This is a genomic window from Variovorax sp. TLI9-5A, assembly GCF_056867935.1.
The window spans coordinates 6393577-6419040 of sequence record NZ_CP200310.1; the positions used below are offsets into that span (position 1 = coordinate 6393577).

The 25464-nt window shown below is 63.1% G+C and carries 24 protein-coding genes; 3 read left to right on the forward strand and 21 right to left on the reverse strand.

Translation table 11 applies throughout. The features are described 5' to 3' along the window. Positions 1-53: 53 nt before the first annotated feature. Together argB and AC1VNX_RS30415 are read right to left on the reverse strand one after the other, a co-directional pair. The gene (gene argB / locus AC1VNX_RS30410; protein ID WP_019656864.1) at positions 54-947 is read right to left on the reverse strand and encodes an acetylglutamate kinase; all 894 of its coding nucleotides are present in this window, start codon (positions 945-947) and stop codon (positions 54-56) included. A gap of 182 nt (positions 948-1129) precedes the next feature. Next, entirely contained in the window at positions 1130-2227 is a 1098-nt protein-coding gene (locus tag AC1VNX_RS30415) for an MraY family glycosyltransferase (protein WP_483161261.1), read from the reverse strand. Positions 2228-2272: 45 nt separating this feature from the next. Here AC1VNX_RS30415 and AC1VNX_RS30420 point away from each other — a divergent pair, with 45 nt between their 5' ends. Further along, positions 2273-3022 (forward strand): glycosyltransferase, encoded by a 750-nt coding sequence (locus tag AC1VNX_RS30420; RefSeq protein WP_483161262.1) that lies wholly within the window; start codon positions 2273-2275, stop codon positions 3020-3022. A 21-nt stretch (positions 3023-3043) separates the two neighbouring features. Here the strand turns inward: AC1VNX_RS30420 and AC1VNX_RS30425 are convergent, their stop codons facing one another. The 3 genes from AC1VNX_RS30425 to AC1VNX_RS30435 all read right to left on the reverse strand — a co-directional run bounded on the left by AC1VNX_RS30425 (position 3044) and on the right by AC1VNX_RS30435 (position 6530). Continuing rightward, the gene (locus tag AC1VNX_RS30425) at positions 3044-4027 is read right to left on the reverse strand and encodes a glycosyltransferase family 2 protein (protein ID WP_483161263.1); all 984 of its coding nucleotides are present in this window, start codon (positions 4025-4027) and stop codon (positions 3044-3046) included. 10 nt (positions 4028-4037) lie between these two features. Then, complete coding sequence (locus tag AC1VNX_RS30430) at positions 4038-5813, reverse strand: glycosyltransferase family 2 protein (protein WP_483161264.1); 1776 nt, start codon at positions 5811-5813, stop codon at positions 4038-4040. Positions 5814-6257: 444 nt separating this feature from the next. Then, on the reverse strand, positions 6258-6530 hold the full coding sequence (locus AC1VNX_RS30435) for a hypothetical protein (RefSeq protein ID WP_483161265.1): 273 nt from the start codon (positions 6528-6530) through the stop codon (positions 6258-6260). A 265-nt stretch (positions 6531-6795) separates the two neighbouring features. Between AC1VNX_RS30435 and AC1VNX_RS30440 the strand changes: the two genes are divergently transcribed. Next, positions 6796-7599 carry an ABC transporter permease gene (locus AC1VNX_RS30440; RefSeq protein WP_483161266.1) on the forward strand — a complete coding sequence of 268 codons (804 nt, stop codon included), beginning with the start codon at positions 6796-6798 and terminating at the stop codon, positions 7597-7599. Between the two features lie 3 nt (positions 7600-7602). Beyond that, positions 7603-8304 carry an ABC transporter ATP-binding protein gene (locus AC1VNX_RS30445; protein WP_483161267.1) on the forward strand — a complete coding sequence of 234 codons (702 nt, stop codon included), beginning with the start codon at positions 7603-7605 and terminating at the stop codon, positions 8302-8304. A 38-nt stretch (positions 8305-8342) separates the two neighbouring features. Here the strand turns inward: AC1VNX_RS30445 and AC1VNX_RS30450 are convergent, their stop codons facing one another. From AC1VNX_RS30450 to rfbB, 16 genes are all read right to left on the reverse strand, one after another. After that, positions 8343-9389, reverse strand: coding sequence for a lysylphosphatidylglycerol synthase transmembrane domain-containing protein (locus AC1VNX_RS30450; RefSeq protein WP_483161268.1), 1047 nt, complete (start codon positions 9387-9389; stop codon positions 8343-8345). After that, positions 9386-9781 carry a GtrA family protein gene (locus AC1VNX_RS30455; protein WP_483161269.1) on the reverse strand — a complete coding sequence of 132 codons (396 nt, stop codon included), beginning with the start codon at positions 9779-9781 and terminating at the stop codon, positions 9386-9388. Before AC1VNX_RS30455 ends, AC1VNX_RS30450 begins: the two co-directional genes overlap by 4 nt. Next, entirely contained in the window at positions 9775-11097 is a 1323-nt protein-coding gene (locus tag AC1VNX_RS30460; protein WP_483161270.1) for an NAD(P)/FAD-dependent oxidoreductase, read from the reverse strand. Before AC1VNX_RS30460 ends, AC1VNX_RS30455 begins: the two co-directional genes overlap by 7 nt. A 3-nt stretch (positions 11098-11100) precedes the next feature. After that, on the reverse strand, positions 11101-12039 hold the full coding sequence (locus AC1VNX_RS30465) for an NAD-dependent epimerase/dehydratase family protein (RefSeq protein ID WP_483162040.1): 939 nt from the start codon (positions 12037-12039) through the stop codon (positions 11101-11103). A gap of 155 nt (positions 12040-12194) precedes the next feature. Further along, positions 12195-12941 carry an SDR family oxidoreductase gene (locus tag AC1VNX_RS30470; protein WP_483161271.1) on the reverse strand — a complete coding sequence of 249 codons (747 nt, stop codon included), beginning with the start codon at positions 12939-12941 and terminating at the stop codon, positions 12195-12197. Between the two features lie 11 nt (positions 12942-12952). Next, positions 12953-14269 (reverse strand): FAD-binding protein, encoded by a 1317-nt coding sequence (locus AC1VNX_RS30475; protein ID WP_483162041.1) that lies wholly within the window; start codon positions 14267-14269, stop codon positions 12953-12955. Beyond that, positions 14269-15705, reverse strand: coding sequence for a UbiA family prenyltransferase (locus AC1VNX_RS30480; RefSeq protein ID WP_483161272.1), 1437 nt, complete (start codon positions 15703-15705; stop codon positions 14269-14271). The genes AC1VNX_RS30475 and AC1VNX_RS30480 overlap by 1 nt, the downstream gene beginning before the upstream one ends. 46 nt (positions 15706-15751) lie before the next feature. Beyond that, positions 15752-17371: a hypothetical protein gene (locus AC1VNX_RS30485; protein ID WP_483161273.1), complete on the reverse strand. Its 1620-nt coding sequence runs from the start codon at positions 17369-17371 to the stop codon at positions 15752-15754. Between the two features lie 14 nt (positions 17372-17385). After that, complete coding sequence (locus tag AC1VNX_RS30490; protein ID WP_483161274.1) at positions 17386-18360, reverse strand: CgeB family protein; 975 nt, start codon at positions 18358-18360, stop codon at positions 17386-17388. Beyond that, positions 18357-20852 carry a glycosyltransferase family protein gene (locus AC1VNX_RS30495; RefSeq protein WP_483161275.1) on the reverse strand — a complete coding sequence of 832 codons (2496 nt, stop codon included), beginning with the start codon at positions 20850-20852 and terminating at the stop codon, positions 18357-18359. Before AC1VNX_RS30495 ends, AC1VNX_RS30490 begins: the two co-directional genes overlap by 4 nt. Then, positions 20849-21811 (reverse strand): class I SAM-dependent methyltransferase, encoded by a 963-nt coding sequence (locus AC1VNX_RS30500; RefSeq protein WP_483161276.1) that lies wholly within the window; start codon positions 21809-21811, stop codon positions 20849-20851. The genes AC1VNX_RS30495 and AC1VNX_RS30500 overlap by 4 nt, the downstream gene beginning before the upstream one ends. Before the next feature lie 47 nt (positions 21812-21858). Beyond that, positions 21859-22002, reverse strand: a complete 144-nt coding sequence (locus tag AC1VNX_RS30505) for a hypothetical protein (RefSeq protein WP_483161277.1) — start codon at positions 22000-22002, stop codon at positions 21859-21861. Between the two features lie 29 nt (positions 22003-22031). Next, the gene (gene rfbC / locus AC1VNX_RS30510; RefSeq protein WP_483161278.1) at positions 22032-22577 is read right to left on the reverse strand and encodes a dTDP-4-dehydrorhamnose 3,5-epimerase; all 546 of its coding nucleotides are present in this window, start codon (positions 22575-22577) and stop codon (positions 22032-22034) included. Beyond that, positions 22574-23470, reverse strand: a complete 897-nt coding sequence (rfbA, locus tag AC1VNX_RS30515; protein ID WP_483161279.1) for a glucose-1-phosphate thymidylyltransferase RfbA — start codon at positions 23468-23470, stop codon at positions 22574-22576. Before rfbA ends, rfbC begins: the two co-directional genes overlap by 4 nt. 23 nt (positions 23471-23493) lie before the next feature. Next, positions 23494-24384 carry a dTDP-4-dehydrorhamnose reductase gene (gene rfbD, locus AC1VNX_RS30520; RefSeq protein ID WP_483161280.1) on the reverse strand — a complete coding sequence of 297 codons (891 nt, stop codon included), beginning with the start codon at positions 24382-24384 and terminating at the stop codon, positions 23494-23496. After that, on the reverse strand, positions 24381-25457 hold the full coding sequence (gene rfbB, locus AC1VNX_RS30525) for a dTDP-glucose 4,6-dehydratase (protein WP_483161281.1): 1077 nt from the start codon (positions 25455-25457) through the stop codon (positions 24381-24383). The genes rfbD and rfbB overlap by 4 nt, the downstream gene beginning before the upstream one ends. Between the last annotated feature and the right edge of the window lie 7 nt (positions 25458-25464).

Below are 25464 nucleotides of genomic sequence, written 5' to 3' on the forward strand. Positions count from 1 at the left end.
GATGTAATCAATTGATTCTCGCACAGCGCAGTTAGCACGCGCCCACGCCCGGCTCAACGGGCGCGGATCATCGTGCCGTAGGCCTGGTCCGTCAGAATCTCCAGCAGCATCGCATGCGGCACGCGGCCGTCGATGATGTGCACCGCGTTCACGCCGCTCTTGGCCGCATCGAGCGCGCCTTCGATCTTGGGCAGCATGCCGCCCGAGATGGTGCCGTCGGCGAACAGGTCGTCGATTTCGCGGGCGCTAAGGTTGGTGAGCAGCTTGCCGTCCTTGTCGAGCACGCCGGGCGTGTTGGTCAGGAGCATGAGCTTCTCTGCCTTGAGCACGGTGGCGAGCTTGCCGGCGACGACGTCGGCGTTGATGTTGTAGCTCTCGTTCTCCTCGCCGAAGCCGATGGGGCTGACCACCGGGATGAAGGCGTCGTCCTGCAGCGCCTTCACCACGCTGGGGTCGATGGAGACGATGTCGCCGACCTGGCCGACGTCGTGGTGCACGTTGGGGTCGTTGCGGTCGGCCATCTTGAGCTTCTGCGCGCGGATCAGACCGCCGTCGCGCCCCGTGAGACCCACGGCCTTGCCGCCGGCCTGGTTGATCAGGCCCACGATGTCCTGCTGCACCTCGCCGGCCAGCACCCATTCGACGACTTCCATGGTCTCGGCGTCGGTCACGCGCATGCCCTGGATGAAGCTGCCCTTCTTGCCCAGGCGGTTGAGCGCCGCCTCGATCTGCGGGCCGCCGCCGTGCACCACCACCGGGTTCATGCCCACCAGCTTGAGCAGCACCACGTCTTCGGCGAAGTCGGCCTGCAGCGCCGGGTCGGTCATGGCATTGCCGCCGTACTTGATGACGATGGTCTTGCCATGGAACTTGCGGATGTACGGCAGCGCCTGGGCCAGGATCTCGGCCTTGTCGCGCGGGGGGATGTTGAGGACGGGGTCGGTCATGGGCGGTCAGGCTCCGAAGCGGTGGACGATCAGGTGAAGCTCAAATTCTCGCGCAATCCCGGTGACAGCCGGCTGACTGCGCGGGAGCACCGTGGAACCGGCTTTGCCGGGCCACCGGTGTTGCCCCTGCAAGGGGGTTGGCGCAGCGACACGAAGTGCGCGAAGCCTGGGGGTGTGCCTGTTCACGGCCGCAGCCAGCGCGGGACCTTGAAGCGCACGATCATCAGGTACGCACCCACGTAGGTAGTGACGAACAGCAGGCAGAAGAACATCAGCACGATGGTGTTGTTCCAGAACAGCACCGCCGGCACCACCGACAGGGCGGCGAACATCCACAGGTAGGGCGAGGTGCGGTTGTTTCGCGCCAGGAGCTGCCGGGCCTCGTCGTCCGCGAAGGCCACGCGCACGATGCGGCGGAAGATCAGCTGGTGGAAGTGCAGCGCGTCGGCCGTGCCGGGCGACTGGCCGCGCGCCAGCTTGCGGTAGATGGAGAACAGTGTCTCCCACACCGGGTAGATCAGCAGCAGCATCGGGAACCAGGGCGACACCACGCGGTGCCGCTGCACCAGCGTCACGCAGGCCACGGCGATGACCATGCCCCAGACGTAGGCCCCGCCATCGCCGGCGAAGATCTTGCCGCGCGGGTAGTTCCAAACCAGGAAGCCGAAGGTGGCGCCGACCAGGCAGATCACCATGGCCGCCAGTTGCCGGTCGCCGACCTGCAGCGCCACGTGGGAGATCGCCAGGCAGACCAGCACGGCGACCGTGCCCGCGAGCCCGTTGTAGCCGTCGATGATGTTGAAGGCATGCGGCAGGCCGCCGATGGCCAGGGCCGCGAATATCACGGTGGCAAAGGGAACCATCGCGAGCCAGCCGTCGACCGTCTCGAAGCCGGTGCGCGCCACGCCCAGCCCCAGCAGCCAGCACACCAGCAGCGCCGAGCCGATGGTCAGCCCCAGCCGGTAGCGCACCTTCACGCGCTGGGTGACGTCTTCGACGATGCCGCCCAGCACCGCCGGCAGGATGCACACCAGCGTGAGCATCGAAGTCGTGACGGGCCACGAGACGTTGAACGGATCGGTGCCGGTGATGCCGGCGGCCAGCCAGGCCGCGCCCATGCCCAGCAGGATGCCCGCACCGCCCAGGCGTGGCACATGGCCCTTGTGGAAGCGCTGGGGCATGTCGGCGCCATAGAGGCGGGCGTGCCGCCGCGCACGTCGCATGAACACCTGGACCGAGAAGGCGGCGACGAAGAAACTGATGACGATCAGAGCAATCATGTGTGGGGGTTGGGGAACCCTAGAATTCCCGGGCGAAATTAGACCATGCCCACGCTCCCCTCCCCCCGCCTCCCCATCACCATTTCGATCGTGAGCCACGGCCAGCTCGCGCTGGTGCTGCCGCTGCTCGAGCAGCTGGATGCGCACAGCCGCGCCGTCATCGACAAGGTTTTGCTCACATTGAACATTCCCGAGGCCGACGTGCTTGCCGGCCGCAGCTGGGGCTTCGAGGTGGAGCGGATCGAGAACGCGAGCCCCAAGGGCTTCGGCGCCAATCACAACCAGGCCTTCGAGCGGTGCGACACGGAGTGGTTCCTGGTGCTCAACCCCGACATCCGCTTCGACAACGACGTGCTGTCGCCGCTGCTCGCACAGGCTTCAGCCGACGCCGGCCTGCTCACGCCGCGCATCCTGGAGCCCGGCAAGACCGAGCCGGAACCCCATCGGGCGCTGCTCACGCCGCTGGAAATCGTAGGAAGAAAGAAGCCCGGCTATGTTCGCCCGACGGTGCCGGCGTGGATTCCGGGGCTGTTCATGCTGTTTCGCAGCAAGGCCTACCGGCAGGTCGGCGGCTTCGACGAGAAGTTCTTCATGTACGGCGAGGACTTCGACATCTGCGCCCGCACCCGGCTGGCGGGCTGGAAGCTGCAGGTCGGCGAGAACCTGCTAGCCCGGCACGACGCGCAGCGCGAGAGCCACCGCAGCAGGAAGTACCTGTACTGGCACGTGACCAGCCTGCTGAAGGTGTGGCTGTCGGCCTCGTTCTGGCGATACCTGCGACTGCAGGGCCGCTAGCCGGCCCTTCAGCCGGGACGGTCAGCCGCGCTCGAAAACGTCCTGCACGATGGCCTGCTTGCCACGGCCGAAACGCGCATAGCGGCCGCGTGCCGCCTCGACGAGGATCGGCAGCAGGCGCAGCGGGCGCGCCGCCGGCAGCCCGGCACGGAAACGCTGGTGCGCGACCTTGTCGCGCTGCGCATCCAGGCAGCCCGGCCTCACCTTGTCGCCGAGTTGCTGCAGCCGCCGCAGCAGCGCCTCGGCCCGGCGCAGCCGCGCCACGTGCTTGTCGCCTCGCTCCACGAAGGCCTTGGCGATCTTCTCGGACAGCGTCAGCCGCCGCGCGCCGATCTGGTTGTTGCCGTGCTGGCGGTAGTCGATGGTCGGCTCGGGCAGCACGTCCATGCGGCCGGTGGCCGCGGCCACCGCGGCGAGCCACTCGTCGTGCACCCACTCGGGCGCGAACGGCAGCGCCGCCTCGAGCAAGGTCCTGCGGAACATCGTCGTCGCGCCCGTCACCAGGTTGCGCCTCAGCAGCACGCCGAAGGCCTCGCCGCTCGCGATGGCCTCCAGTTCGGACGGCTGCACCTCAAGCGCATGGAAGAGCGTTGAGCCCAGCGGCTTCAGATCGCCGTCGACCAGGCGCGCGTCGGTATGGAGCAGCAGCAGATCGGGCCGAGCCTCGAACTGCGCGACCATGCGCGCCAGCCGCCCCGGGTGCCAGACGTCGTCCTGGTCGCACAGCGCGATGAGCTCGTGGCTGCAGGCGCGCACCGCCTGCTCGAAATTGCGGGTGACGCCCAGCGGCGGCGAGTTGCTGAACACGCGCAGCGCGATGCGGTCGGCCATGCCGCACTGCGCGAGGGTGTCGCGCACCACGGCCAGCGTGTCGTCGGTGGATGCGTCGTCGGACAGCACGATTTCACGCGGCGGGGGCTCCTGCGCGCAGATGCTGCGGACCTGTTCGGGAAGGTAGCGCGCGCCGTTGCGGGTGCAGAGGGCGACGGAGACTTCGAGCGTCATCAGACCTCGATCAGACCGGCGCCACGCGGGGCGGCCAGGCGTAGCTGAAGTCCTCCCGGGCCAGCATGAGGTTGGGGCTGTAGGCGGGGTCGTTCTGGATCAGGTCGCCCCAGCGCTGGTGCATGTAGGCGGCCTCTTCCTGGAACTGGGCTTGTTTCTGAGGCGAAACGTCCTTGGCGCGGGTGGCGGACTCATGGTGGAACAGCTCTGCGTAAGGCGTCCACACGTTGCGCAGGCCCGCTTCGCGCAGACGCAGGCAGAAGTCGATGTCGTTGAAGGACTCCTTCAGATGCACTTCGTCGAGCCCGCCGACCTCCAGGTAGTGGCTCTTGCGAATCACGAGGCAGGCCGCGGTGACCGCCGAGAGCGTCTGGATCAGCGCCGCGCGGCCGGCATAGCCTTCGCGGCCCATCGGCATGCGGCGGTGCGAATGGGCGGCGATGCCGCCCACGCCGAGGATCACGCCCGCATGCTGCAGCGTCCTGTTCGGGAACCACAGCCGCGCGCCCACCGCTCCCACACCCGGCTGCAGCGCGAGGCTCGCCATCTCGCTGAGCCAGTCTGGCGTGATGACTTCGATGTCGTTGTTGACCAGCGCCACGATCTCGCCGTTGGCCACCGCCACCGCGCCATTGTTCAGCGCCGCGTAGTTGAAGTCGCGGTCGTCGCGCAGCACGCGGACCTTCGGCGTCTCCGCGGCGATGCGCTTGAACCAGGCCAGGGTGTCTGCGTCGTCGGAGCCGTTGTCGACGATGATGATTTCGTAGTTCGGATAACTGGTCTTCTCCAGGATCGACTGGACGCACTGCCGCGTGAGCTGCAAGGCGTTGCGCGTCGGAATGATCACGGAAACCAACGGTAAGACATCGGGCAAGGCGTAATGCACGCGGTAGCCGAAATCGAGATGCTCGGCGGTGGCCCGCACTCCCGTGCGCTCGAAATGCTCGTTCAGCGCCCGCTCGCCCGCGATGGCGGCGTAAGGCTTGGCGTTCATCGATTTGGCAGTGCTTTCGACGTGAACGCGCCAGTGGTACAGCACGCGCGGAATGTGGCGGATCTGGCTGGGCTCGACCCGCTCCATGCAGCGCAGCACCAGGTCCCAGTCCTGCGAGCCCTCCATGCCCACGCGGAAGCCGCCAACCGAGCGCATGAGCTCGGTCGAGAGCACGCCCAGATGGCTGAACATGTTCTGCGAACGGAAGAGATCGACGTTCCAGTCGGACTTGAAATACGGCCCGAAACGGTGGCCGCCCTCGTCGGCCTTGTCTTCGTCCGAATAGATCAGCTTCACGTCAGGATGGGCCGCGATGCAATCGGCCACCCAAAAAAGCGCATGGGCTGGCAGCAGATCGTCGTGATCCATGAGCGCGACCCAGGGACCAGAAACCAGTTCGAGCGCGCTGTTGGAGGCGGCCGAAATATGGCCGTTCTTCGGACGGAACACGACCTTGATGCGCGGGTCGCTCTCGCTGTAAGACTTGAGGATCTCGCGCACCTCTGCCGAAGGGGATGCGTCGTCAGCGATGCAGAGCTCCCAGTTCGGGTAGATCTGGCCGCGCACCGACTCGATGGCTTCGCGCAGCCAGGCCGGGTTGGGGTTGTAGGTGGGCATCACGACCGAGATCAGCGGCCGGTCTTTCATGGCTGCCACCCGTTGAACGATCTTCTCGCGCAACTCGGGCGTCAGGGTGTCGTAGCGCTGCACCCACTTCGTGTAGTCGTTGTAGCCCCCGAAACGCCGGCCCAGCTCCCACCGGATGCCCGGCCAGCCCGACTTCTTGAACATTCGCCATGCCCGCTGCACACGCCCCATCATTCCGGGGCCTTGCCAGAGTCCGGCCAAGCCGAGGAAGAATCGATAGACAGATTTCATAGATTGCGAAGTCGCGAGGCGAATGAAGCGTGGCCTGTTGGGGGATCCCAGGAAAACGTGGCGGCACCGAAGCAATGCGCCGGCAGTCGCGTGGGAGGGGATTATCTTCGCACCCCCCACGAAGATCGACGGCGGTTGTTTCACCAGGCGTCGGGGGTGACCCGAGGGCTGCCCGCAAATTGAGCAATTGGCCTTTCTAAGCCATTCATGAAATTGGTGACTCCCGTTGCTGCAACGGGCCGTCGAACGCGGTCAGGCATGCGGAACCGGCGACCTGATAGTCGTGACCAACAAGGACCACTTGTTCCTGACCCAGGATGTGCTCCAACAGATGGTTGACCCGCCAGGAACAAGCTTTCAGCTTGAGCTCAAAGGACGCAATAGATCAGCAGTATCGGGAACCGCGGCGACACCACACGATGGCGCTGCACCAGCTTGACCTCCGCCACCGCGATGACCATAGGCCCCGCCGTCGCCGGCAAAGGTGTTGCCGTGCGGATGGTTCCACACCAGGAAGCCGAAGGTGGCGCCGATCAGGCACACCAGCACAGCTACCGTGCCCGCGAACCCGTTGCAGCCGTCGATGATGTTGAAGGCATGCGGCAGGCCGCCGATATATGCCCTGTACATGCGGCTCGAAGGAGGAGCGAGGGCTCGGTGCCGTCCAGCGGGCGATCATCTTCGCGCCCCCTTTCAACCTGGTGCGGCGCCTCCCGCAGGTCATCGACACACCCTGTTAACCTCCCCCGGTAAAATCGCACGGTTCACACAAAGGATAGAAAATGAGGCCGCCCTCCGGCGCCCCCGGCAAGACGCTCGTGCTTGTCCAGTGGCAGCCTGGAGTTGTCCGGGCGAAGACGCCGCTGTCCGCCCCCAAGGTCTCGTATCGACGCACATGAGCCAAGTTCATTCCAACCTTCACCGCAGCGCGCTGGCCGACTGGTGGGAAGGCACACGCCGCACGGACATCTGGTGGACCCTCGCATGGTTCGATATCGTCCTGCGTTATCGACGCTCGATGCTGGGGCCGCTGTGGCTTACGCTGAGTATGGGCGTCATGATTGGCGGTATGGGGCCGCTGTATGCCTCGCTCTTCGGCACGCATCTCGACAAGTTCTTCCCCCATCTGGCACTCGGCGTGATCTTCTGGGGCCTGTTCTCCACCATAGTCACTGACGCCTGCAATGCCTTCGTAGGGTCGTCCAACTACCTGAAGCAGGGCTACTTTCCGATCAGCCTCTTCGTGTGGCGGGCTCTTGCCCGCAACCTGATCCAGTTCGCCCATCAGATCGTTCTTTACATCCCCGTGGCACTCTGGGCCGGCATCTCGCTTTCTTGGTCGGTCCTTCTGGTCATTCCCGCTTTCCTCATCCTGGTGGTCAACGCGCACGCACTCGGGCTGTTGCTGGGACTCATCTGCACCCGCTACCGCGACGTGACCCAGATCGTCACCAGCGTCATGCAGATGCTGATGTTCCTGACCCCCGTGTTCTGGCTGCCCGAGAACCTTCCTGGTCGCGCCAAATACGTCCTGTGGAATCCTTTCGCACAGATGCTCGACCTTCTACGCACTCCACTCATGGGTGGCGAAGCCCATCTCCACAGCTGGATCGGCATCGGCTTCTGGACCGTGCTGTGCCTCTCCGTGGCGAGCACGCTGTTCGTCAAATACCGCCGCCGCGTCGTCTACTGGCTCTGATCCATGGCATTCATTTCACTCAAGAACGTTTCGGTCAGCTTCCCGATCTATGGCGCAGGCTCGGCGTCGCTCAAGAAGACGATCGCGGCTTCGGTCACCGGCGGACGCTTCGGCAAGGAAACCGGGGTCACTGTGGTGCAGGCGCTCAGCGGCCTGAACATCGAATTGAAAAGCGGCGACCGGCTCGGCCTGATCGGCCACAACGGTGCCGGCAAGTCCACGCTGCTGCGTACGCTGGCGGGCGTCTATGAACCGTCTTCGGGCGAGCTGACCCGCCAGGGCACGGTGGCCAGCCTGATCGACCCCGCCCTCGGCATCGAAATGGACGCGACCGGCGTCGAGAACATCATGCTTCGCGGTCTCGTGATGGGCATGAGCAAGAAAGAGATCGATCGGCTTACACCCGAGATCTGCGAGTTCAGCGGCCTGGGCGAGTACGTCAACATGCCCGTTCGCACCTACTCGACCGGCATGATGATGCGCCTCGCATTCTCGATCTCGACCAGCGTCGAAGCCGACATCCTGCTGATGGACGAATGGCTCTCCGTGGGTGATGCGGCCTTCACGGAAAAGGCCGAGCAGCGCATGCGGGACGTGGTGTCGAAGTCCGGCATTTTGGTGTTGGCATCTCATTCGCCTGAACTGATTGCGAAGGAATGCAACCGGGTGCTCCATCTCGAGCACGGACGGATCGTAGAGCGCTGAGCGCCCAGCCCCTGCTCCGGCGAATCACAAGACTTCGCTCAAGTCATATGGTTTTGGTCTGGCGCCGTCCGGTCCATCGCCAGTTTTAGGGTCGAAGGAGGATCCTTCGGCCCCGCGCGCAGGCAAACACCCGCGAAGGCGATCAGGCCGATGAAAACGCCGCACCAAAGCGTGACGCATCGGGTTGCTATCGCTATGGCGACCGCATCGGCTTTTTGTATGCCATGACCCATCAATTGCAAAACAAGTGATGCCTCCATGGTGCCAAGCCCTCCCGGCACCATGGTCGCAGCACCGAAGAGTGTGGCATTAACAAAGATCTCCAAGGCGACCGACGGCTGCAACGGCAACCGCAATGAGTTGCTGAGGGCAAAGAACACTGCCGCTTGGATCCCATAGGCCAACGACGCCATAACTGCAAACAATGTTGCGTTGCGGAATGTCCAGATCTGTGCCCAGGATGCAAGCGCCTCTACAGCAGCACGACCAGGCGCAAGCCCCCATCTGCCGGCAATCGCCATTGCGCGGTCAAACAGCGGCGGCGTTCGAACGAGGCAACGAAATGCAAAGCTCCCCGCAAGGACGCCTCCCAAGACGAAGCCAGCAACATTCAGCGTGCCTCGTGCAAGTAAGCCCGCAACAGCCCCAAGCAGGCACACACCAACAACGTCGGACAAGCGATCTGCAAGGAAAGCCCCTAGGCTCTTGGTCACCGGCACACCCAACGGCCGCAGAAACAAGGACCGAATGGTCTCCCCCAGCTTGCCCGGGGACGTGGTGAGAGCCAAACCCGAGAGGTAGATTGCAAAATTGATTCGCCGCGGAACACGATGCCCCAAGCACCGAAGGGCCACGTGCCATCGCAAGAATCGAATCACATATGCAAGGCTGGCAATGACCGCCGTGCCAACCAGCAAGAGAATGCCCAGGCGCGCAAGCGCGTGCGTAACCTCATTCCAGCCGCTCCAGATCATGCCGCCCAGGCTCAAGGTGGCGCCCAGGAGCACAAACAGGATCATCCAACGCAGCAGCCGGGACATCGTCTTGCCCGGCAACGCCTTCGACTCGACGTCCGGTGTGCTCACGTTTTCCTGAATGTCAGCATTCGATGGCCGAAATAGCTGGTCACCACAGGAACGAGGACTCCCGCCAGATGAGCGATGGCCTCGGCATGGGCCACGATGCCGAGGCTCGGCAGCACCCAGCGCGCAAGGACCAGGCTGATGACCAGTGTCTGCACAACCGCCAAAAGGTTGACTGCGACAAACTTGACGACCTGCGGCCCCAATGCGGTGCCCGTGGCGGAGAACACATGCTGGCGCATGAGGACGAACGCCACCCCCATTCCAACCAGATACGCCAGCACGATCGCCGGACCATAGCTCAGCCAGGTGCTGAACAGGAAGCGCGATCCATAGTTCGCAGCGGCGGCAATCCCGCCCGCGACCAGGAATCGGATGAACTGTCTATTCAGCATGCCGGCATGTCGGCCCCGGCGACGGCAGCCTTGGCAAGCTTCCGCCCGAAGCCGATGCTTTCCGAAATGCCGCGGTCTTCGGGGTAATAGTAGGACGTATCCGCGACCCACAGGCCCTTGACCGGCAGCTTCGCAGGGGGCAGGCGATCAAGATAGCCAGGATCGCAAATCGGCTGCGCGTAGCGATAGCGACTGGCCCGCATGTCGACGAAATCCTCCGGCGCGAGGTCCGGATTGATCTTCATGCAGTACTTCCTGACCTTGTCGAGGAAGACTTCATCGGCGTCCTTGAACTTCGGATGCTCTCCAGGCATATAGAACGGCACATACAGCACATGGGGATCGAGCGGCCGAAGGTTGCTGTACTCCACCAGGCCCGGGATGTCCATATCCGGGTCGTTGATGTTGAGCCAGAAGTTTTCGGTGAGCGGCTTTTTCAGCTTTGCGATCACACAAACCACCGCAATGTTCTTGAGCGCGGCAAATGCCTCGGCGGTCGATGCCGGAAGGCCGGGGATCAACCGTGGCACATAAGGCAGGGGAACCGTGCTTACGACCTTGTCGAAGGCTTCGAAGCCCGCCGCGGTTTTGACGCCTTTGACCTCGCCCTGCTCGACGACCACCTCGGACGCCGGGGTCGACAGCCGAAGCTCCCCGCCACGGGTCACGATCGCCGACTTCAGTGCGTCGAGCAAGGTTTGCGACCCTCCCTCCAGATAGCCCAGCTTCTCCTTGAACAAGTTGTAGCGCGAACGTCCGATGCGACGGATGCGGCTCCAGATCCATGCCGCCGACAGGTTGGAGGTGTAGTCGTAGAACTTGTAGTCGAACAACCGCCGCCAAAGCACTTCGTACGCTTCCTTGCCGACCCAGCGCTTGATCCAGCCCGTTGCCTCCACATGATCCAACGGCTTCCAGTCATTCCGCTTCGTCGAGAGGAACGCATGCAATCCGTAGCGGAACTTCGCAATCCATCCGAGCCCCTTGAATGTCAGCAAGGCCATCGGATTGCCCCAAGGCTGCAACCGGTTCTGATACCAGTAGCCCATCTTGGTCGCGACCCAGTTCATTTTTCCGGACAGCCCCAGTTCGTCGAGAACTTGCAGGAACGCACTGTCCGAAATGCAGTGGAAGTGGTAGTAGCGCTCGATCTGCAACCCGCTGAAATCGAAGGCTGCAGTCATCCCGCCCACCCGATCATCGGCTTCGAATATCACCGGGCGATGGCCGTCGAGCACGAGTTGGTAGGCCACTGCCAGCCCCATGGGCCCGGCGCCGAGCACGGCGATACGTTGTGGTTTTTGTGGCTCTGTCATGGCCTAGAAGTCCAGAACGACGTTGCTGTAGACGGGATCGTTGAAGGTTTCATTGATCGCTTCGGCGAACGGCGTGCTTCGCACACCGAACATCCCGGGCCAGTCGATGACCTCGAATTCGTCCTTGGCAACCAGTGCCTGCAACTGCTGCGTCGTGAAAGGAGGATTTCTGTCGAACAAAGCCCAGACCCACAGCAAGCTGTAGAACAGCCCGTAGGGAATCTTGACGATCTTCGCCTTGGCCTTGGTGGCTCGCTTGATCTCGCGAATGATGTCGATGTAGTCGACCTTTTCATGCCCCGAGATATTGAAGATGCCTTGCCGGACGTTGTTCTCGATGCAACTGATGATCACGTTGCAGAAGTCACCGACGTAAAGCGGTTGCCGCATAAAACGCCCGTCGCCCGGCACGGGAAACACCGGTTGCTTGGCCATGAAGCGCGACAGCCAGCCAAGATGCTTGCGGTCGAACCAGCCGAACATCAGCGTAGGCCGAAGGACGGGGCATTCGATACCGCTCGCGAGGACCATTTCTTCCTGCTCTTTTTTCGACCTCGTGTAGAAATCGTCGGCCACCGACTCGACTACAGAGGAACTGATGTGGATCAGTTGAGGGACCTTGTTCTTGCGGACTTCCTCCAGGATGAGGCGAGTGGAAGTCACGTTGTTATCGACGAATTCCTGGTAGTGGATGCCACCGATCTGGGCCTGCAACATCACCACCACCGAGGTATCTTCGAAGTGGCGTTGCCAATCGCCGGGTTTCGACAGGTCTGCAAACTCGACCACAACGTCGGGCTGCACGCTCTTGAGCGTTGCCAGATTCTCTTTGTGCTTGTCCACTACAACGATGTTCGAGTAGCCCTTTGCGCGCAAACGGGCGACAAGATTTTGACCGACCAGGCCAGCGCCGCCAGGTAAAACAATCTTATTCATGGAAATATTTCTATGGAGACGCAAGAAAAAACGGTTCAGCGCAGACCTCGAAGGCATGCGAACTCAAGGCTGGCTGAGTGCGCACAAGCTCTCGACGAAAGCGCCATCCAGTTCTAACGGGCAAATCGTCATGCGTCATGCGTCATGCGTCATCGCCACGGCTACAGGCTCAAGCGCTTGAATATCGCAGTCGGCACGAGCCGGATGATCAGCATGATCAAAGCCCAGAACCACGGTGTGTAGAGAACATTGCGACGCGAGTTGACTGCCTTCTCGATGTCGGCCGCCACGCGATCGGGCGTTGCAGTGAGTGCTGCCGGCAAGTCGAGTTCGGCTGTCATAGGCGTGGCAACGAAACCGGGCTTGATCGTCAACACATGCACGCCCTTCTTGAAGAGTTGCGCGCGCAGACCCGAAGCGAAAGCGTCCACTGCCGCCTTTGCAGCGCCATAGACGTAGTTGCTTTGACGGCCACGATCGCCCGCGACCGAGCCGATAACGGCCAGCACGCCATTGCCTTGCGCCTCGAAATGCCCTGCCACGGCGAGCATACAGGCCACGGCACTTTCGCCGTTGGTGCGAAACTGCTCCACCGCATAGGGCAGATCGCGTTGAGCCCGGGCCTGATCCGGCAAGGTGCCGTGCGCAACGAGTGCGAGGTCAACGGTGCCCAGCGTGCGCCAGGCAAAGCTTGCGATCTCGGGCAACGACGCGGTGTCGTGTCCTTGCCAAACCCTCGTCTGCACTCCGGTCGCGCCGCGTGCGATCAGATCGGCGGCGATGACATCCAGCTTTGCCTGATTGCGCGCAACCAGCACGAAGTTGCTGCCCTGCCCCGCGTAGCGCCGCGCCACCGCTTCGGCAATGCCGGAGCTGGCGCCGATGATAAGTACGTTTTTTTTCTTCATGATCAAGCCATTCAAGAAGTCACACGTCGCCAGAAACGCGACATGAGCATGGGGTCGCGCAGCGATTCCAGCCGGGTCCATGCGGGATACGCCTGCTGAAAATGATGGGCACTCATGTGCGCATCCTTCGCCGGATAAAGCCGCCCCCTCGCCTCGTGCACGAGAGCGTCGAGCCGAGCAAACAAGCGGATGTTGAGCGCGTCATGCTGGGCGAAATCCAGCGCCAGCGAAACGCCTGCCTTGGGAAACGACAGCAAGCCCGGAGACCTAATGTCTGCGCACTGCTTGAGCACCGCGAGAAACGACCCCGCGCCATTGAGCGATGTCTCCCGAAGAATGGCGGCGACCGCATCGCGTCCGGATTCGGGGGGAATCACGCACTGGTACTGCTGGAAACCAGCCTTGCCGTACATCCGATTCCACTGCAGCAGCTTGTCCAACGGATAGAAAAAAGGGTCGTAGTCGACCCGTGTTTCCACGACCTTGCGCACTTGACGCTGGTAGTACAGGGTGTTGAACGCCTTCAAGGTCAAGGTATTGACCAGCGAGAAAGGAGGGTCGACGGGCATGCGCTTGGCCTTGTGGCGCGCCACTTCGAGCTCGCCTTCGGTCGCATGATTTCCGCCGATGTAGTGACCGCGGCCGGCACTCTTGCCGCCGGCCAGGCAATCGACCCACGACACGGTGTACTCGTACTTGGAATCGTGCTGCGCAGACAACGCAAAAAACTCGTCGAGATTGCCGAACTTGATGCATGTCTGCGAGATGTCGCTGGAGCGCACAGCGCGCAGTTGAAGCTCCACCTCAAGGATGATGCCGGTCAAGCCTAACCCACCGACGGTCGCATTGAACAGCTCTGTATTGATCGTGGGAGAGCATTCGCACACACCGGTGTCGGACCGGTACAGAACAATCCGGCGCACATGCCGCCCGAAGGTCCCCATCACATGGTGGTTCTTGCCATGTACGTCGTTCGCCACGGCGCCGCCCAAAGTCACGAACTTGGTCCCGGGCGTGACCGGCAAGAACCAGCCATTCGGCAAGCCGACCTGGATGAGTCCGTCCAGCGTGACCCCGGCTTGCGCCGTCACGACGCCGGACTGCCAGTCGGCGGCGATCAGACGGTCCATTCCCGCCAAGGCAACCACATGATCGGACTGGGCGAGGCAGGAGTCTCCATAGCTGCGCCCGCAACCATAGCCGAGGGTCGACTCGACCCCTTGGCTTCGCAGATGCGAGAGGGCACTTTCGATCTCGAAAGGCCAGGCGACAGGATGTGGGGTCTGGGGGTGGCGAGGATATCGCCCCCATGAGCCAAGCGTCGGCATCAAAGCGCCGAGATTCCGAAAATCGCGATGAAGCAGACGCAGACCCATCGGCTCATGCGGTCGCGCAAGGCAAACACGATGGGGTCATCGTGCATCTCGCCGCGATGGGCAATGATCCAGACGCGGCTCAGCCAGAACAGCAGCAGCGGACACGCGGCCCAAAGCCAGTGCGGGTGTCGATAGAGTATGTGCGACTGGGGATCGTTGATATAGAGCGCCAGCACCAGCACCGACAGGTACCCGGCCGAACCACCCAATGACGCCAGCAATTCAAAGTCCGATGCGACGTAGCCCCTGCCAGGAGCCTTTTGCTGTATGCCCTTTTCGCGAGCCTCGTACAGCTCGGTATAGCGCTTGACCAAGGCCAGGCTGAGAAAAATAAACATGCAGAACGCCAGGATCCAGAAGGTCGGCTTAAGCGACATAGCTACGGTGCCCGCCACCACCCGCGTCGTGTAGAGCATCGCCAGCACGACCACGTCGATCATCACTGCCCGCTTCAGCACCAACGAGTAGGCCAGAGTCAACACGTAGTAGCCCAGCAGCACCAGCGAAAACTTGATTGGCAGCAAGACAAGTGCGGCGCCAAAGGAAATGAAGAGCAGCGCGGGAATCCAGAGCATGGCATGGAACATCGGGAATGTTCCAGCCGCCAACGGACGGTTGCGCTTGGTTCGGTGCTGCCGGTCGTCCTGCAGGTCGAGCATGTCGTTCAGCAGATAAACGCTGGACGCGCATGCGCAAAAGCACAGGAAAGCCACGGCGCACTGGCCCAACAGGCGCAGGTCAAACAAGTGGTGACCGGCAATCAAAGGCACGAAGATCAGCAGATTTTTAGCCCACTGGTGCAGTCGCATGGCCTTGGCCATGCTGCGCGCGTAGGGCTTGCGGTCATCAAAGATTTCGCCGAAATGAGGCAGGGCCTGCACTCGCCGCATTACGCCGATCTCGGGATCCGCCACATGCGCCAGCCGGGCCTGGCGCCACACCGCCATGTCGGCCTTGGAGTTGCCAACATACTCGAAACTGCCCGCGCCGAAGCGTTGGACCAAGGCGTCGCGCTTATGGTCAGAAGCCAAGTTGCGGCCGTCTGTGCCCATCACTACCTCGAAGATGCCCAAGTGGGCAGCGATTTTGTCGGCGATGCGGTGGTCGGAGGCGGTGGCCAGCACCAGCATGGAACCCTCCTCGCGTTGCAGCCGGAGCCAGTGCACCAGGGCTTGGTTGTAGGGCAAGCTGCTGGCATCGGGCAGTACAGCGTCAGCCAAGCGTCGCTTGAATGCAGCCTTGCCGCCGAACAGCCAAGTCAGCATTTCGAAGAGACGCAGCGGATGAGTACGCAGGAACAGGAACACACTCTCCACCAACATGTCCGACCTTACTAAGGTCCCGTCCAAATCCACGGCGATGACCCTGGGGAAAACTTTTTCAGTCATGGCAATGGTGTTGAAATTTGATGGCGAAGCAAAGGCATATATCAGCTCACAGCGCGGGCAGCGAGAGCACGCTTTGGAAGTAGCAGCCCCACATCAGCAGATTGATCAAGATCTGGGCCCACAGCAGCCAGACCGCCCAGCGCAGGCCGGTGCCGCATACAGCATGCACGGCGGCGCACAGCATCAGCGCGGCCAGCGGTTGCGCGCCATGGATGGCGGGCACGGCCGGCATGCTGAAGACCATGGCCAGCATGGCCGAGGCGATGGCGAACACCACCAACATGGAGACCGGCGCCGGCGGGCTACCGGCTGCCGGCCCTGCAGGACGGCTCACGCGGGCCATCAGCCAAGCGGCGACGGCCAGCGTACCCACCGCGCCGGTGACATTGCGGGCGCTTTGAACGAAGCTCTCGGTAAAGAGCGCGCTGGGATTCGTCAGGTGCACAGGCAGCAGCGCATTGGCGATGTTAGACACCCGCATCCAGGCGATGGCGAAGGGATCGGTTTGACCGACCAGCATGTTTTGCGTCACGAGATCCGAGGGCAGGTCAGTGACGACGTAGGTCCACACCCACCAGGGCAACACCACGGCGGCAAAAGCTGCGGCCAGTAAAACCGCAGCCTTGAAGCGCTGGGCGAAACGGCCGGGGCCGCACAACGCCATAGCAGCCACGCCGATCGCCGCGTAGCCGATGGCATAGGGATGCGACAAATAGGCCAGCCCGACCAAGGCGCCGGCCAAGGCCGGCCGCCGGTGCCACCACCAGGCGGTGGCAGCCAGCAAGACAAAAAAGCCCGCTAGGGCCTTGGGCCAGGTGAAGAGCGTCTGGATCAGGAAGTATGGGCTGCTGCAGTAGAGCAGCACGCACAGCCAGCGCGCCTGCGTGCTGGCGCCGCAGGCGCGGCTGACCAAAGCGCCAGCTCCCAGCAGCATCAGTCCGTTGAGTAGTACTAGCACACCCAGGTAGACCGCGAACAGGCGCTCATCGCGCACCAACACGCGGAAATCCGGCCACCGATCGTCCACATAGTCGAAGCGTGGCAGTTCTGGCAGCGCGCGCGTTGGCCGCAAAACCAGTCGTATAGGAAGCGCGACCAGGGCCGCCAGCACCGGACGGTTGGTCACCTGCTGGCCGGGGAGTATCGGCGCGTTGCCGACAAAGGAGATGTTGCGCGCCATGTACTCCATGGCGACAAAGGACACTACGTTGTCAGCCGGCAGGTTGCCGGTAAAGCGCTGGATGCGCACCGAGCTTACGTTTTCTTTGTTCACGTACGCGCCGTCGGGCAACTTGGTGGGCAGGGGCCAGTTGAAGCTGGCGATGCCCAATAGCAGTACGGTGAAGAACAGCACCGCGCGCAAGTAGAAGCCCTGCCCGTCGGCGGCGCTGTGGCTCGCCGGACGCCGGCCAGCGCGCCATGCCGCGATGAAGGGCAAGATCAGGGCCAGCCACGCCACCGTCCGCTTAGCCGGCACCGGCAGCAGCGCGATCACCACGCCGGCCAAACCGAGATAGACGACTGTGACCACGGCCCCATAACACTGCAGCTCGATCAAGCCAGGGGCCGTGCGCAAACGCGGCAGCAACTGGCCGCGCAGCAACGGCATAGCCGCCAGCAACATAAGCGCAGTGAACAGGCCCATGCCCATCAGGCCATAGGCCATATTCCAAAGATTCATCAACCTGCCTGTTCCAGCAATGCCGTATAGAGGGCGCAGATCGTGCTGGCCCGGGAGGCATAGGTGTGGTCGCGCATGGCGCGGGCCTGCGCTGCAGCGGATATGCTTTCGCGGCGGGCCGGCACATCGCGCAACTCTTCGATCAGCAGGCGCAGTTCATCCGGCGTGTCGAACAGCAGGATTTCCTGGCCTGGCACGAAGTAGTCTTCGATCTCCGCCCCCTCGACGAACAGGCACTGGACAGCGCCGGCCATGGCGGCTTCAAAGGTACGCGGGCCGGGCGTGCTGGCGTCGAGCTGGTACTTGGCGTTGGCTAGGTTGAAGCGCCGGCCAACATTCAGGGTGACGAGCGACGCTGCGTAATAGGCGGGCAAGGCCTCATTGGCCAGCCGGCCAGCCTGAGCGAAGGAAAGATCGGCCGGCCAGTCGGGGCCGAACACCTCCACATGCATGCCGCCCAAGGGCGTCTGCAGGTCGCGCAGCAGTTGCACGCGGTTGGGGAAAGCGGCGCCGCAGAAGAACAGGTCGCGCGCGCGCTGCGCGCCCAAGGGGCAGAAATGTGCGAGACGATCGGCCGCCAGCGGCAGGTGCAGGGCATGAGGATGGTCGATATGCGACACGGCCCAGCGGTCATTGGAGAAGACCGCGTCGGCATAGGGCAGGATCTTGTAGTTGAAGTCGAATTCGTAGGGGTCGTCATGCAGCCAGAAGAAAAGGGCCGCGCCGCGCTGATCACAGTAGCGGCGCAAGCGCGTGTAGTCACAGACGCCGGGCATGCATGAACCGAAGACCAGTACAACATCGGGCGAGAATTCGCGTGCTGCGGCTTCCGAACGGTCGAAGGATGACTCGATCACCTGCGACGGACCGAGCACCTCCATGAAGCCGCGCGCCACGTACTGGCGGAGCACAGCGTTGTGGTTGACCCGATCGGGCGAAGCGCTAGCGACCAAGACTTTGGGCGGATGGCTCATAGCTTCCTCCGGATCAAGCGAACCGCGGCACCAATGGCCGAGACGGCGCCTTTGCGCCGGAAATGCTCGACCGCCCGGCGGCCTAGCCCGCGCAGGCGCCGATAGAAAGATGGTGGGGGTGGCGGCGATGGTAGGTCCGGCGCTGGGGGTGCCTCGACGAGCGCCCAAGTACGGTGCAGAAGCGGCTTCACAGGCGGTTGGTAGCCGTCGGCCAGCGGGACAACCGGCTTATCCAGCGCCATCGGTGCCATCGCCAGCATGTCCTGATAGAGCGCGTGGAGTTGCTCCGCGTGAGTGGCCATTCGGGCGATGGGCGCGTTGGCCGCGCCTTGGCGCAGCCGGTGCAGCAAGCCAGGAGTTTCCATCAGTCGGCGGATGGCCTGCACCAGGTCGCCTTCCGAATCGACCGGCACCTTCAGGCCGTTGACGTCATGGGTGACACGTTCGGCCAGCGCACCGATGTCCGACACGATGGGCACCAGACCCAGGTCCCAGGCTTCAGACAGCGTGAGACAGTAGGTCTCGGGCCAGATGGACAAGTGCAAAGACACGTGGCAGTCGCGCGCGGCTTCCGGCAGTTCGCCCGGTTGGTAGCCGCCATGCACATGCACGTAGGGAAAACGTTCACGGTCAAGCATCCACCCGTGCCTTGGTTCGACCCGGCCGAACACATGGAACTCCACGCCGATGTTCTCGAATAGAGGTATCACGCGGGTGATGACGTCGCTGCCCTTGTGGCCGGCGAAGTTGCCGATAACGGCAACCCGGAAAGTGGTGTCTGCCGCGCTGGAGCGCTCAGACGGCGGCGCCGGCTCATCCTCCACCGGCACCGGCACGATGTGCGTGCCGCGGTGCCGCGCGACGGCCGGGAAAATGTCGCCCGCCAGCGCCAGGGCGCCGGCAGTATTGAAGACCAGCATGTCGACCAGGCCGAGCATCCGGTCCCAGAAGGCGCGCCGCACCGACTGGCCGCCGGGCAGCACATGGTGGCCGTTCCAAAGGCAAACGTCGCAATGCTCGGGCGCAATAGTGTCGGGCGCGCAGTAGCGGCCCTTAAAGGACACCAGGGTGAAGTTATGGCAAACGGTGTAGTAATCGTGGAACGTCAGTGCGCTGGGCACGCCCACGGCACGAGCCACCTCGATCATGCTGGGCACATGGCCCAGCAGATGGTGGAAGTGCACGACCTCGATCCGCAAGTTGACCAAGGCCCGCGCGAACGCGGACTCGCGTTCGGGGCAGGACAACATCCAAGCGGTGATGGGCTGGCTGAAGCGGTAATCCTCGATTAGGTTGCCGGCGGCATCGGTAACGACGGCGCCGGGCGGCTCGCCTACCACGCTGGGCAACCAGAAGAGGGCTTCGTAGCGGTCATCGAGTTCGTGGGCGAGCTGGCGCAGGTAGACCTCGACGCCGCCAAAGTTGCCGCGCAAAGTGACGTTGTGAGCCACCAGCAGCATCCGGGGCAGCGTCGCGGGCACCATGGCTGCGGCCACCTCGATGGGCGCGGCGGGGGCCATCTCGGATCGCAACGTGTCGAGCTCTTTCAGGACGGTCGCGACCCGGTTCTCGTAGCGGTGAAGCCGCGCGGCGCGCTGCTGCGCACTCGATGCAACGGAATGGCGATAGTCTGGCTCGGCCTTGAGCCGGTCGATCTGCTCACGCAACTGGACGACATCGTCGAAGTAGAGGAAGTCCTCGCCCAAGGCGAAATACTCGGCGGCTTCGGCGATCTTGGAGTGCACCAGCTGCACGGTCCCAGCCAAGGCGGCCTCGAACAAGCGCGGCGGCGGTGTCTCCGCGAATTCGTTCTCGCCGGAAGATGAGAAGACGCGCGGCAGCACCAGAGTGGCCACGCTCATGTTCGCCATGCGAGCAAAGTCCACAGGCGAGGTGCGCCAATCCATCTGGCTAAGAGGTATGGGCAACTCGAATTTGGGCAGATGCGCATTAGTAGGCAATGCGATCTTGGTTCGGAGCGGCGCGTTCTCGCAGCTGGTCAGCAGGTCGCGCACTAGCTCCACGCGATTGGGCCAAGCCGTGCCGGCGAAGAAGACGTCGTAGCGCATGTCAGCCTCGGCCGGCAGCACATCGCGCCAGTGGAATTCGGTGGAAGCGGCCAAGGGCAGATGCCGACCTTTGGCGCCATAGGCGGCGACGCTGCCGGAGTCGTTGGTGAAGACCAAGTCGAACAGCGCTGCGTTGGCGACGTTGACGACGATCTCGTAGGGATCTTCCGTGACCCAGAGCACCGAGCTACCACACTGGGCGGCGAGGCGGGCGCAGATCAGCGGATCAAGCTCCTCGCCGTCAAAGGCAAAGAACAAGTTACAACGGTTTTCACGCGCCAAGGCGATGGCGTCGCCCGGATCAGCCTTGAAGACCGATTCCACGGACGGTGACTGGCGCAGCGCCTGGGCCAAGCCCAGGCAGATGTAATGGTTGGGATTGCTGCGCTTGGTATCGAGCAAAAGTACGCGATAGCCGCTCACATCTTTCCTCGCGATCTCAGCAGGGAACGGATGCGGCGCAGAGGGCTGGTGATCTTCCAGCTAACGGTCGACCGGATTTGCTGCAGCTCGTGCTGCTGCAGGCGCAGGTCGTGCTGCTGCTGAAGCAGGTCCGCGCGCGCCTGCTGGAGTTCGACCGCCAGCCGGCTGGATTGGTCAAGCGCCTCGGCGTGGGCTCGCCGGGCAGTGTCAAGCTCGCCCTGGATCTGCTGCCTCGACTGGGCGGCGCGCTCTTGCTCGGCGGCATGCTCGCCCATTCGCGTGACGAGCGCGCTACGCAGCTCGGTGATGATGCGTTGGTCTTGGCTGCGTTCGAAAGGATTGATGAACTCCTCCGAGCCGGCGCGTAATCCATTGCTGAAGGCCTTGCTCAGCTCCATCATGCGCCGGGGATACAGCTGCTGATTGGTGGCCGACTTGAGGAAGACGGCCACGAAGTCGTTCCAGCCCTCGCCCTCTTCCGTCGTGCCGGCCATGTCGCCGATGAAGGACTCCAGGAGCATAGGATCGAAGCCGCTGCGTTGGCCCCAAGTGACCAATGCGCGCCCAGAGTCGGGGTAGAAGCGCCAGGCGTCTACCGGGTACCGATGCACGTAACCATTGCTAGGAACGTTAAGGTAGAGCAGCCCGGTGGGCTTGAGGATGCGCAGGATCTCGAGATAGAGCAGCCAGAACATCTCAGAATGCTCGAAGCAGGAACTGCAGACCACTATGTCGACGCTGCCGTCCTCGAACGGTAGGTGATAGGGATCGGTGATGACGATATCAACCCCCTTGGCCGCGACGAAATCCACGCCGCAGTAGTCGAGCTGTGGTGGACATACGTCCTTCAAGCTGCCGTTGACATCCTGGGCACCAATATCAACGACTAGGCCTTGGTCGAGACCAGCGGCGTATACATCGAAGAACAACTTTCCATAACTCAGCGCTGACTTGTGCATTGCAATATCTATTCGGGACGCGCGGGCACGCGCCCGCGCTGGTGTTATCAGAGGCTGTTGCGCTCGATGACCTGCATCGGAAGGCCGGCAAGACCCGCGATGAGCGCGTAGCCCACCCAGCGGCCGATGATTACCTCGCGCTGGACCCAAGCCGCGACCAGCGGCCGCTTACGCCACCCGCCGACGATCATTTGGGGTAGGGAGACGCTGCATTGATCCATCAGAAAGTCTCAGCCTCGCTAAGACAGACGCCGCCCCTGTCCTTGGCGGACAGCTGCGGCGCGAGACCCAAGTCTGGCCAGACGATACCCAGCGCCGGATCGTTCCAGGCGATGCAGCGCTCGTGGGCGGGCGCGTAGAACTCAGTGGTCTTATAAAGAAAGTCTGCCGATTCGCTGGTTACCACGAAGCCATGCGCAAAACCAGGCGGCACCCACAATTGCCTATGGTTGTCCTCGCTAAGCTCCACGCCCACCCATTCCCCGAAGGTCGGCGACGACTTGCGGATGTCCACAGCCACGTCGAACACCGCGCCACGCGCCACGCGCACCAGCTTGCCTTGCGGCTGCTGGATCTGGTAATGCAATCCCCGCAGCACGCCCCTGGTCGAGCGGGAATGGTTGTCCTGAACGAACTCCACATGCCGCCCGACAGCCTCGTCGAAGGCTTTGCCGTTGAAGCTCTCGTAGAAAAAGCCACGTGCGTCGCCGAAGACCTTCGGCTCGATGATCAGCACCTCAGGAATCGCAGTCGGTGTCACTTTCACGAGCGCACCTCCTCAGCCAGCAGGTGATTCAGGTACTTGCCATAGCCGTTCTTCTGCAACGGCGCAGCCAGCTTTGCCAATTGCTCCCGATCGATGAAACCGTTGCGCCACGCGATCTCTTCTGGGCAAGCAATCTTCAAGCCTTGGCGATGTTCCAGGGTTGCAATGAACTGCCCGGCTTCGAGCAAGCTCTCATGCGTCCCGGTATCCAGCCACGCATAGCCGCGCTGCATGATCTGCACATTGAGTTGGCCTAGGTCGAGGTAGGCTTGGTTCACCGCAGTGATCTCCAGCTCGCCACGCGCGCTCGGTTTCACCGACTTGGCAATGTCGACGACCTGGTTGTCGTAGAAGTACAGGCCTGTCACCGCATAGCTGCTCTTGGGCTTCGCCGGTTTTTCCTCGATGCTGCTGGCTTTTCCTGCCGCATCGAATGCGACCACGCCGTAACGCTCCGGGTCATGCACGTGGTAGGCAAAGACGGTCGCGCCGTTCTGCTGCGAATCGGCGCCTGACAGCAGGTGAGCAAGGTCATGGCCGTAGAAGATGTTGTCGCCCAGCACCAGCGCGCTCGACGAATTTCCTACGAATTTGTCCCCGATGATGAACGCCTGCGCGAGCCCGTCCGGACTCGGCTGCACCGCATACTGCAGGTTGATGCCCCACTGGCTGCCGTCGCCAAGCAACTGCTGAAAGCGAGGCGTGTCCTGCGGCGTGCTGATGATCAGGATGTCGCGCATGCCACCCAGCATGAGGGTGCTGAGCGGGTAATAGATCATCGGCTTGTCGTACACGGGCAGGAGCTGCTTGCTCATTGCCAGCGTGGCCGGATGCAGGCGCGTGCCCGAACCACCGGCCAGGATGATGCCCTTGCGTTGCGTCGTCTTGGTCATGCTTTCTCTTCTCGTGGGATTCTTCAAAGGATCTCGCGCAGCATGCGCGCGACGCCTTCCTGCCATGGCGGCAGGCGCAGCCCGAACGTCGTCTGCAGCTTGCTGGTATTAAGGCGCGAGTTGTGCGGGCGCTTCGCAGGCGTCGGGAATGCGCTGGTCGGCACGGGCTCGACGGCGCCGGGCCCAGCCTTGAGTTCGACACCGGCCTGCTGCGCCATTTCGAGCACGAAGCGCGCGTAGCCGTACCACGTCGTCTCGCCACCGGCGATCGCGTGATAGAGGCCGACCTTGGAGGGATCCTGCAGCGTCGCCCTAATGGCGTGCGCCGTCACGTCAGCCAGCAGCTCCGCACCCGTGGGCGCACCGAACTGGTCGTCGATGACAGTCAGCTTCTCGCGCTCCTTCGCCAGCCGGAGCATGGTCTTGGCGAAGTTGCCGCCACGGGCCGCATACACCCAGCTCGTGCGAAAGATCAGGTGCTTCGCGCAGTGCTGCGCCACTAGCTGCTCACCTTCGAGCTTGGTCTGTCCGTACACGCTGAGGGGGCCGGTCGCATCGACTTCCTTCCACGGCGTGGTGCCGCTGCCGTCGAAGACGTAGTCGGTCGAGTAGTGGACCATCAGCGCGCCGATCTTCTGCGCCGCTTCGGCTACGACGCCGGGCGAGGTGGCATTGAGCTTTCGCGCGAACTCGGGCTCGCTCTCGGCCTTGTCGACGGCGGTGTGCGCCGCTGCATTGACGATCACGTCGGGGCGCACCTTGAGCACGGTGTCGGCGAGCTCCTCGGGCCGGCTGAAGTCCGCGTGGAAATCGGTGCTGTCGAAATCGAGCGCGACCAGTTCACCGAGCGGCGCCAGGCTACGCTGCAACTCCCAGCCGACCTGTCCGCCCTTGCCCAGCAGCAGCAGCTTCATTCGGCGGCCTTCGCGTTGCTGTCGTACTGCTTCTCGACCCACTCGCGGTACGCACCGCTTTGCACGTTGCGCACCCACTCGCTGTTCGCGAGATACCACTCGACGGTCTTGCGGATGCCGGTGTCGAAGGTTTCGGCGGGCTTCCAGCCAAGCTCGGCCTCGAGCTTGCGCGCGTCGATGGCGTAGCGGCGGTCGTGGCCGGGGCGGTCGGTGACGTAGGTGATCTGTTCCTTGTACGGCTTGCCGTCGGCGCGGGGGCGCAGTTCGTCGAGCAGGGCGCACACGGTGTTGACGATCTCGATGTTGGGCTTCTCGTTCCAGCCGCCCACGTTGTAGGTCTCGCCGAGCTTGCCGGCCTCGAGCACGCGGCGAAGGGCGCTGCAGTGATCCTTCACGTAGAGCCAGTCGCGCACCTGCATGCCGTCACCGTACACGGGCAGGTTCTTGCCGGCCAGCGCGTTGACGATCATCAGGGGGATGAGCTTCTCGGGGAAGTGGAACGGGCCGTAGTTGTTCGAGCAGTTGGTGGTCAGCACCGGCAGGCCGTAGGTGTGGTGCCAGGCGCGCACAAGGTGGTCGCTGGCGGCCTTGCTGGCCGAGTAGGGGCTGTTGGGCTCGTACTTGTTCTCTTCGGTGAAGGCCGGGTCGGTCTTGGAGAGCGAGCCGTAGACCTCGTCGGTCGAGACGTGCAGGAAGCGGAAGGCCGACTTCTGATCGGCCGGCAGCGCGCTCCAGAAGCCGCGTACCGATTCGAGCAGGCGGAAGGTTCCGAGCACGTTGGTCTGCACGAAATCTTCGGGGCCGTGGATCGAGCGGTCCACGTGCGATTCGGCGGCGAAGTTCACCACGGCGCGCGGCTTGTGCTCAGCCAGGAGGCGGTCGATCAGGGCGCTGTCGCCGATGTCGCCCTGCACGAAGATGTGCTTCGGGTTGCCCTTGAGCGATGCGAGGGTCTCGAGGTTGCCGGCGTAGGTCAGCTTGTCGAGATTGACGACGGGCTCGTCGCTGTTCGCGATCCAGTCGAGTACGAAATTGGCGCCAATGAAGCCAGCGCCGCCGGTAACCAAGATCATGGGATCC

Bases quoted from the DNA above. Each gene is read 5' to 3' on its own strand.
- AC1VNX_RS30445 (WP_483161267.1), top strand. From the start codon at position 7,603: ATGGCATTCATTTCACTCAAGAACGTTTCGGTCAGCTTCCCGATCTAT.
- AC1VNX_RS30440 (WP_483161266.1), top strand. From the start codon at position 6,796: ATGAGCCAAGTTCATTCCAACCTTCACCGCAGCGCGCTGGCCGACTGG.
- AC1VNX_RS30420 (WP_483161262.1), top strand. From the start codon at position 2,273: ATGCCCACGCTCCCCTCCCCCCGCCTCCCCATCACCATTTCGATCGTG.
- AC1VNX_RS30455 (WP_483161269.1), bottom strand. From the start codon at position 9,781: ATGCTGAATAGACAGTTCATCCGATTCCTGGTCGCGGGCGGGATTGCC.
- AC1VNX_RS30500 (WP_483161276.1), bottom strand. From the start codon at position 21,811: ATGCACAAGTCAGCGCTGAGTTATGGAAAGTTGTTCTTCGATGTATAC.
- AC1VNX_RS30470 (WP_483161271.1), bottom strand. From the start codon at position 12,941: ATGAAGAAAAAAAACGTACTTATCATCGGCGCCAGCTCCGGCATTGCC.
- rfbB (WP_483161281.1), bottom strand. From the start codon at position 25,457: ATGATCTTGGTTACCGGCGGCGCTGGCTTCATTGGCGCCAATTTCGTA.
- AC1VNX_RS30485 (WP_483161273.1), bottom strand. From the start codon at position 17,371: ATGGCCTATGGCCTGATGGGCATGGGCCTGTTCACTGCGCTTATGTTG.
- AC1VNX_RS30505 (WP_483161277.1), bottom strand. From the start codon at position 22,002: ATGATCGTCGGCGGGTGGCGTAAGCGGCCGCTGGTCGCGGCTTGGGTC.
- AC1VNX_RS30415 (WP_483161261.1), bottom strand. From the start codon at position 2,227: ATGATTGCTCTGATCGTCATCAGTTTCTTCGTCGCCGCCTTCTCGGTC.
- AC1VNX_RS30425 (WP_483161263.1), bottom strand. From the start codon at position 4,027: ATGACGCTCGAAGTCTCCGTCGCCCTCTGCACCCGCAACGGCGCGCGC.
- AC1VNX_RS30490 (WP_483161274.1), bottom strand. From the start codon at position 18,360: ATGAGCCATCCGCCCAAAGTCTTGGTCGCTAGCGCTTCGCCCGATCGG.
- AC1VNX_RS30435 (WP_483161265.1), bottom strand. From the start codon at position 6,530: ATGTACAGGGCATATATCGGCGGCCTGCCGCATGCCTTCAACATCATC.
- AC1VNX_RS30430 (WP_483161264.1), bottom strand. From the start codon at position 5,813: ATGTTCAAGAAGTCGGGCTGGCCGGGCATCCGGTGGGAGCTGGGCCGG.
- rfbD (WP_483161280.1), bottom strand. From the start codon at position 24,384: ATGAAGCTGCTGCTGCTGGGCAAGGGCGGACAGGTCGGCTGGGAGTTG.
- rfbA (WP_483161279.1), bottom strand. From the start codon at position 23,470: ATGACCAAGACGACGCAACGCAAGGGCATCATCCTGGCCGGTGGTTCG.
- argB (WP_019656864.1), bottom strand. From the start codon at position 947: ATGACCGACCCCGTCCTCAACATCCCCCCGCGCGACAAGGCCGAGATC.
- AC1VNX_RS30460 (WP_483161270.1), bottom strand. From the start codon at position 11,097: ATGACAGAGCCACAAAAACCACAACGTATCGCCGTGCTCGGCGCCGGG.
- AC1VNX_RS30480 (WP_483161272.1), bottom strand. From the start codon at position 15,705: ATGACTGAAAAAGTTTTCCCCAGGGTCATCGCCGTGGATTTGGACGGG.
- AC1VNX_RS30475 (WP_483162041.1), bottom strand. From the start codon at position 14,269: ATGCCGACGCTTGGCTCATGGGGGCGATATCCTCGCCACCCCCAGACC.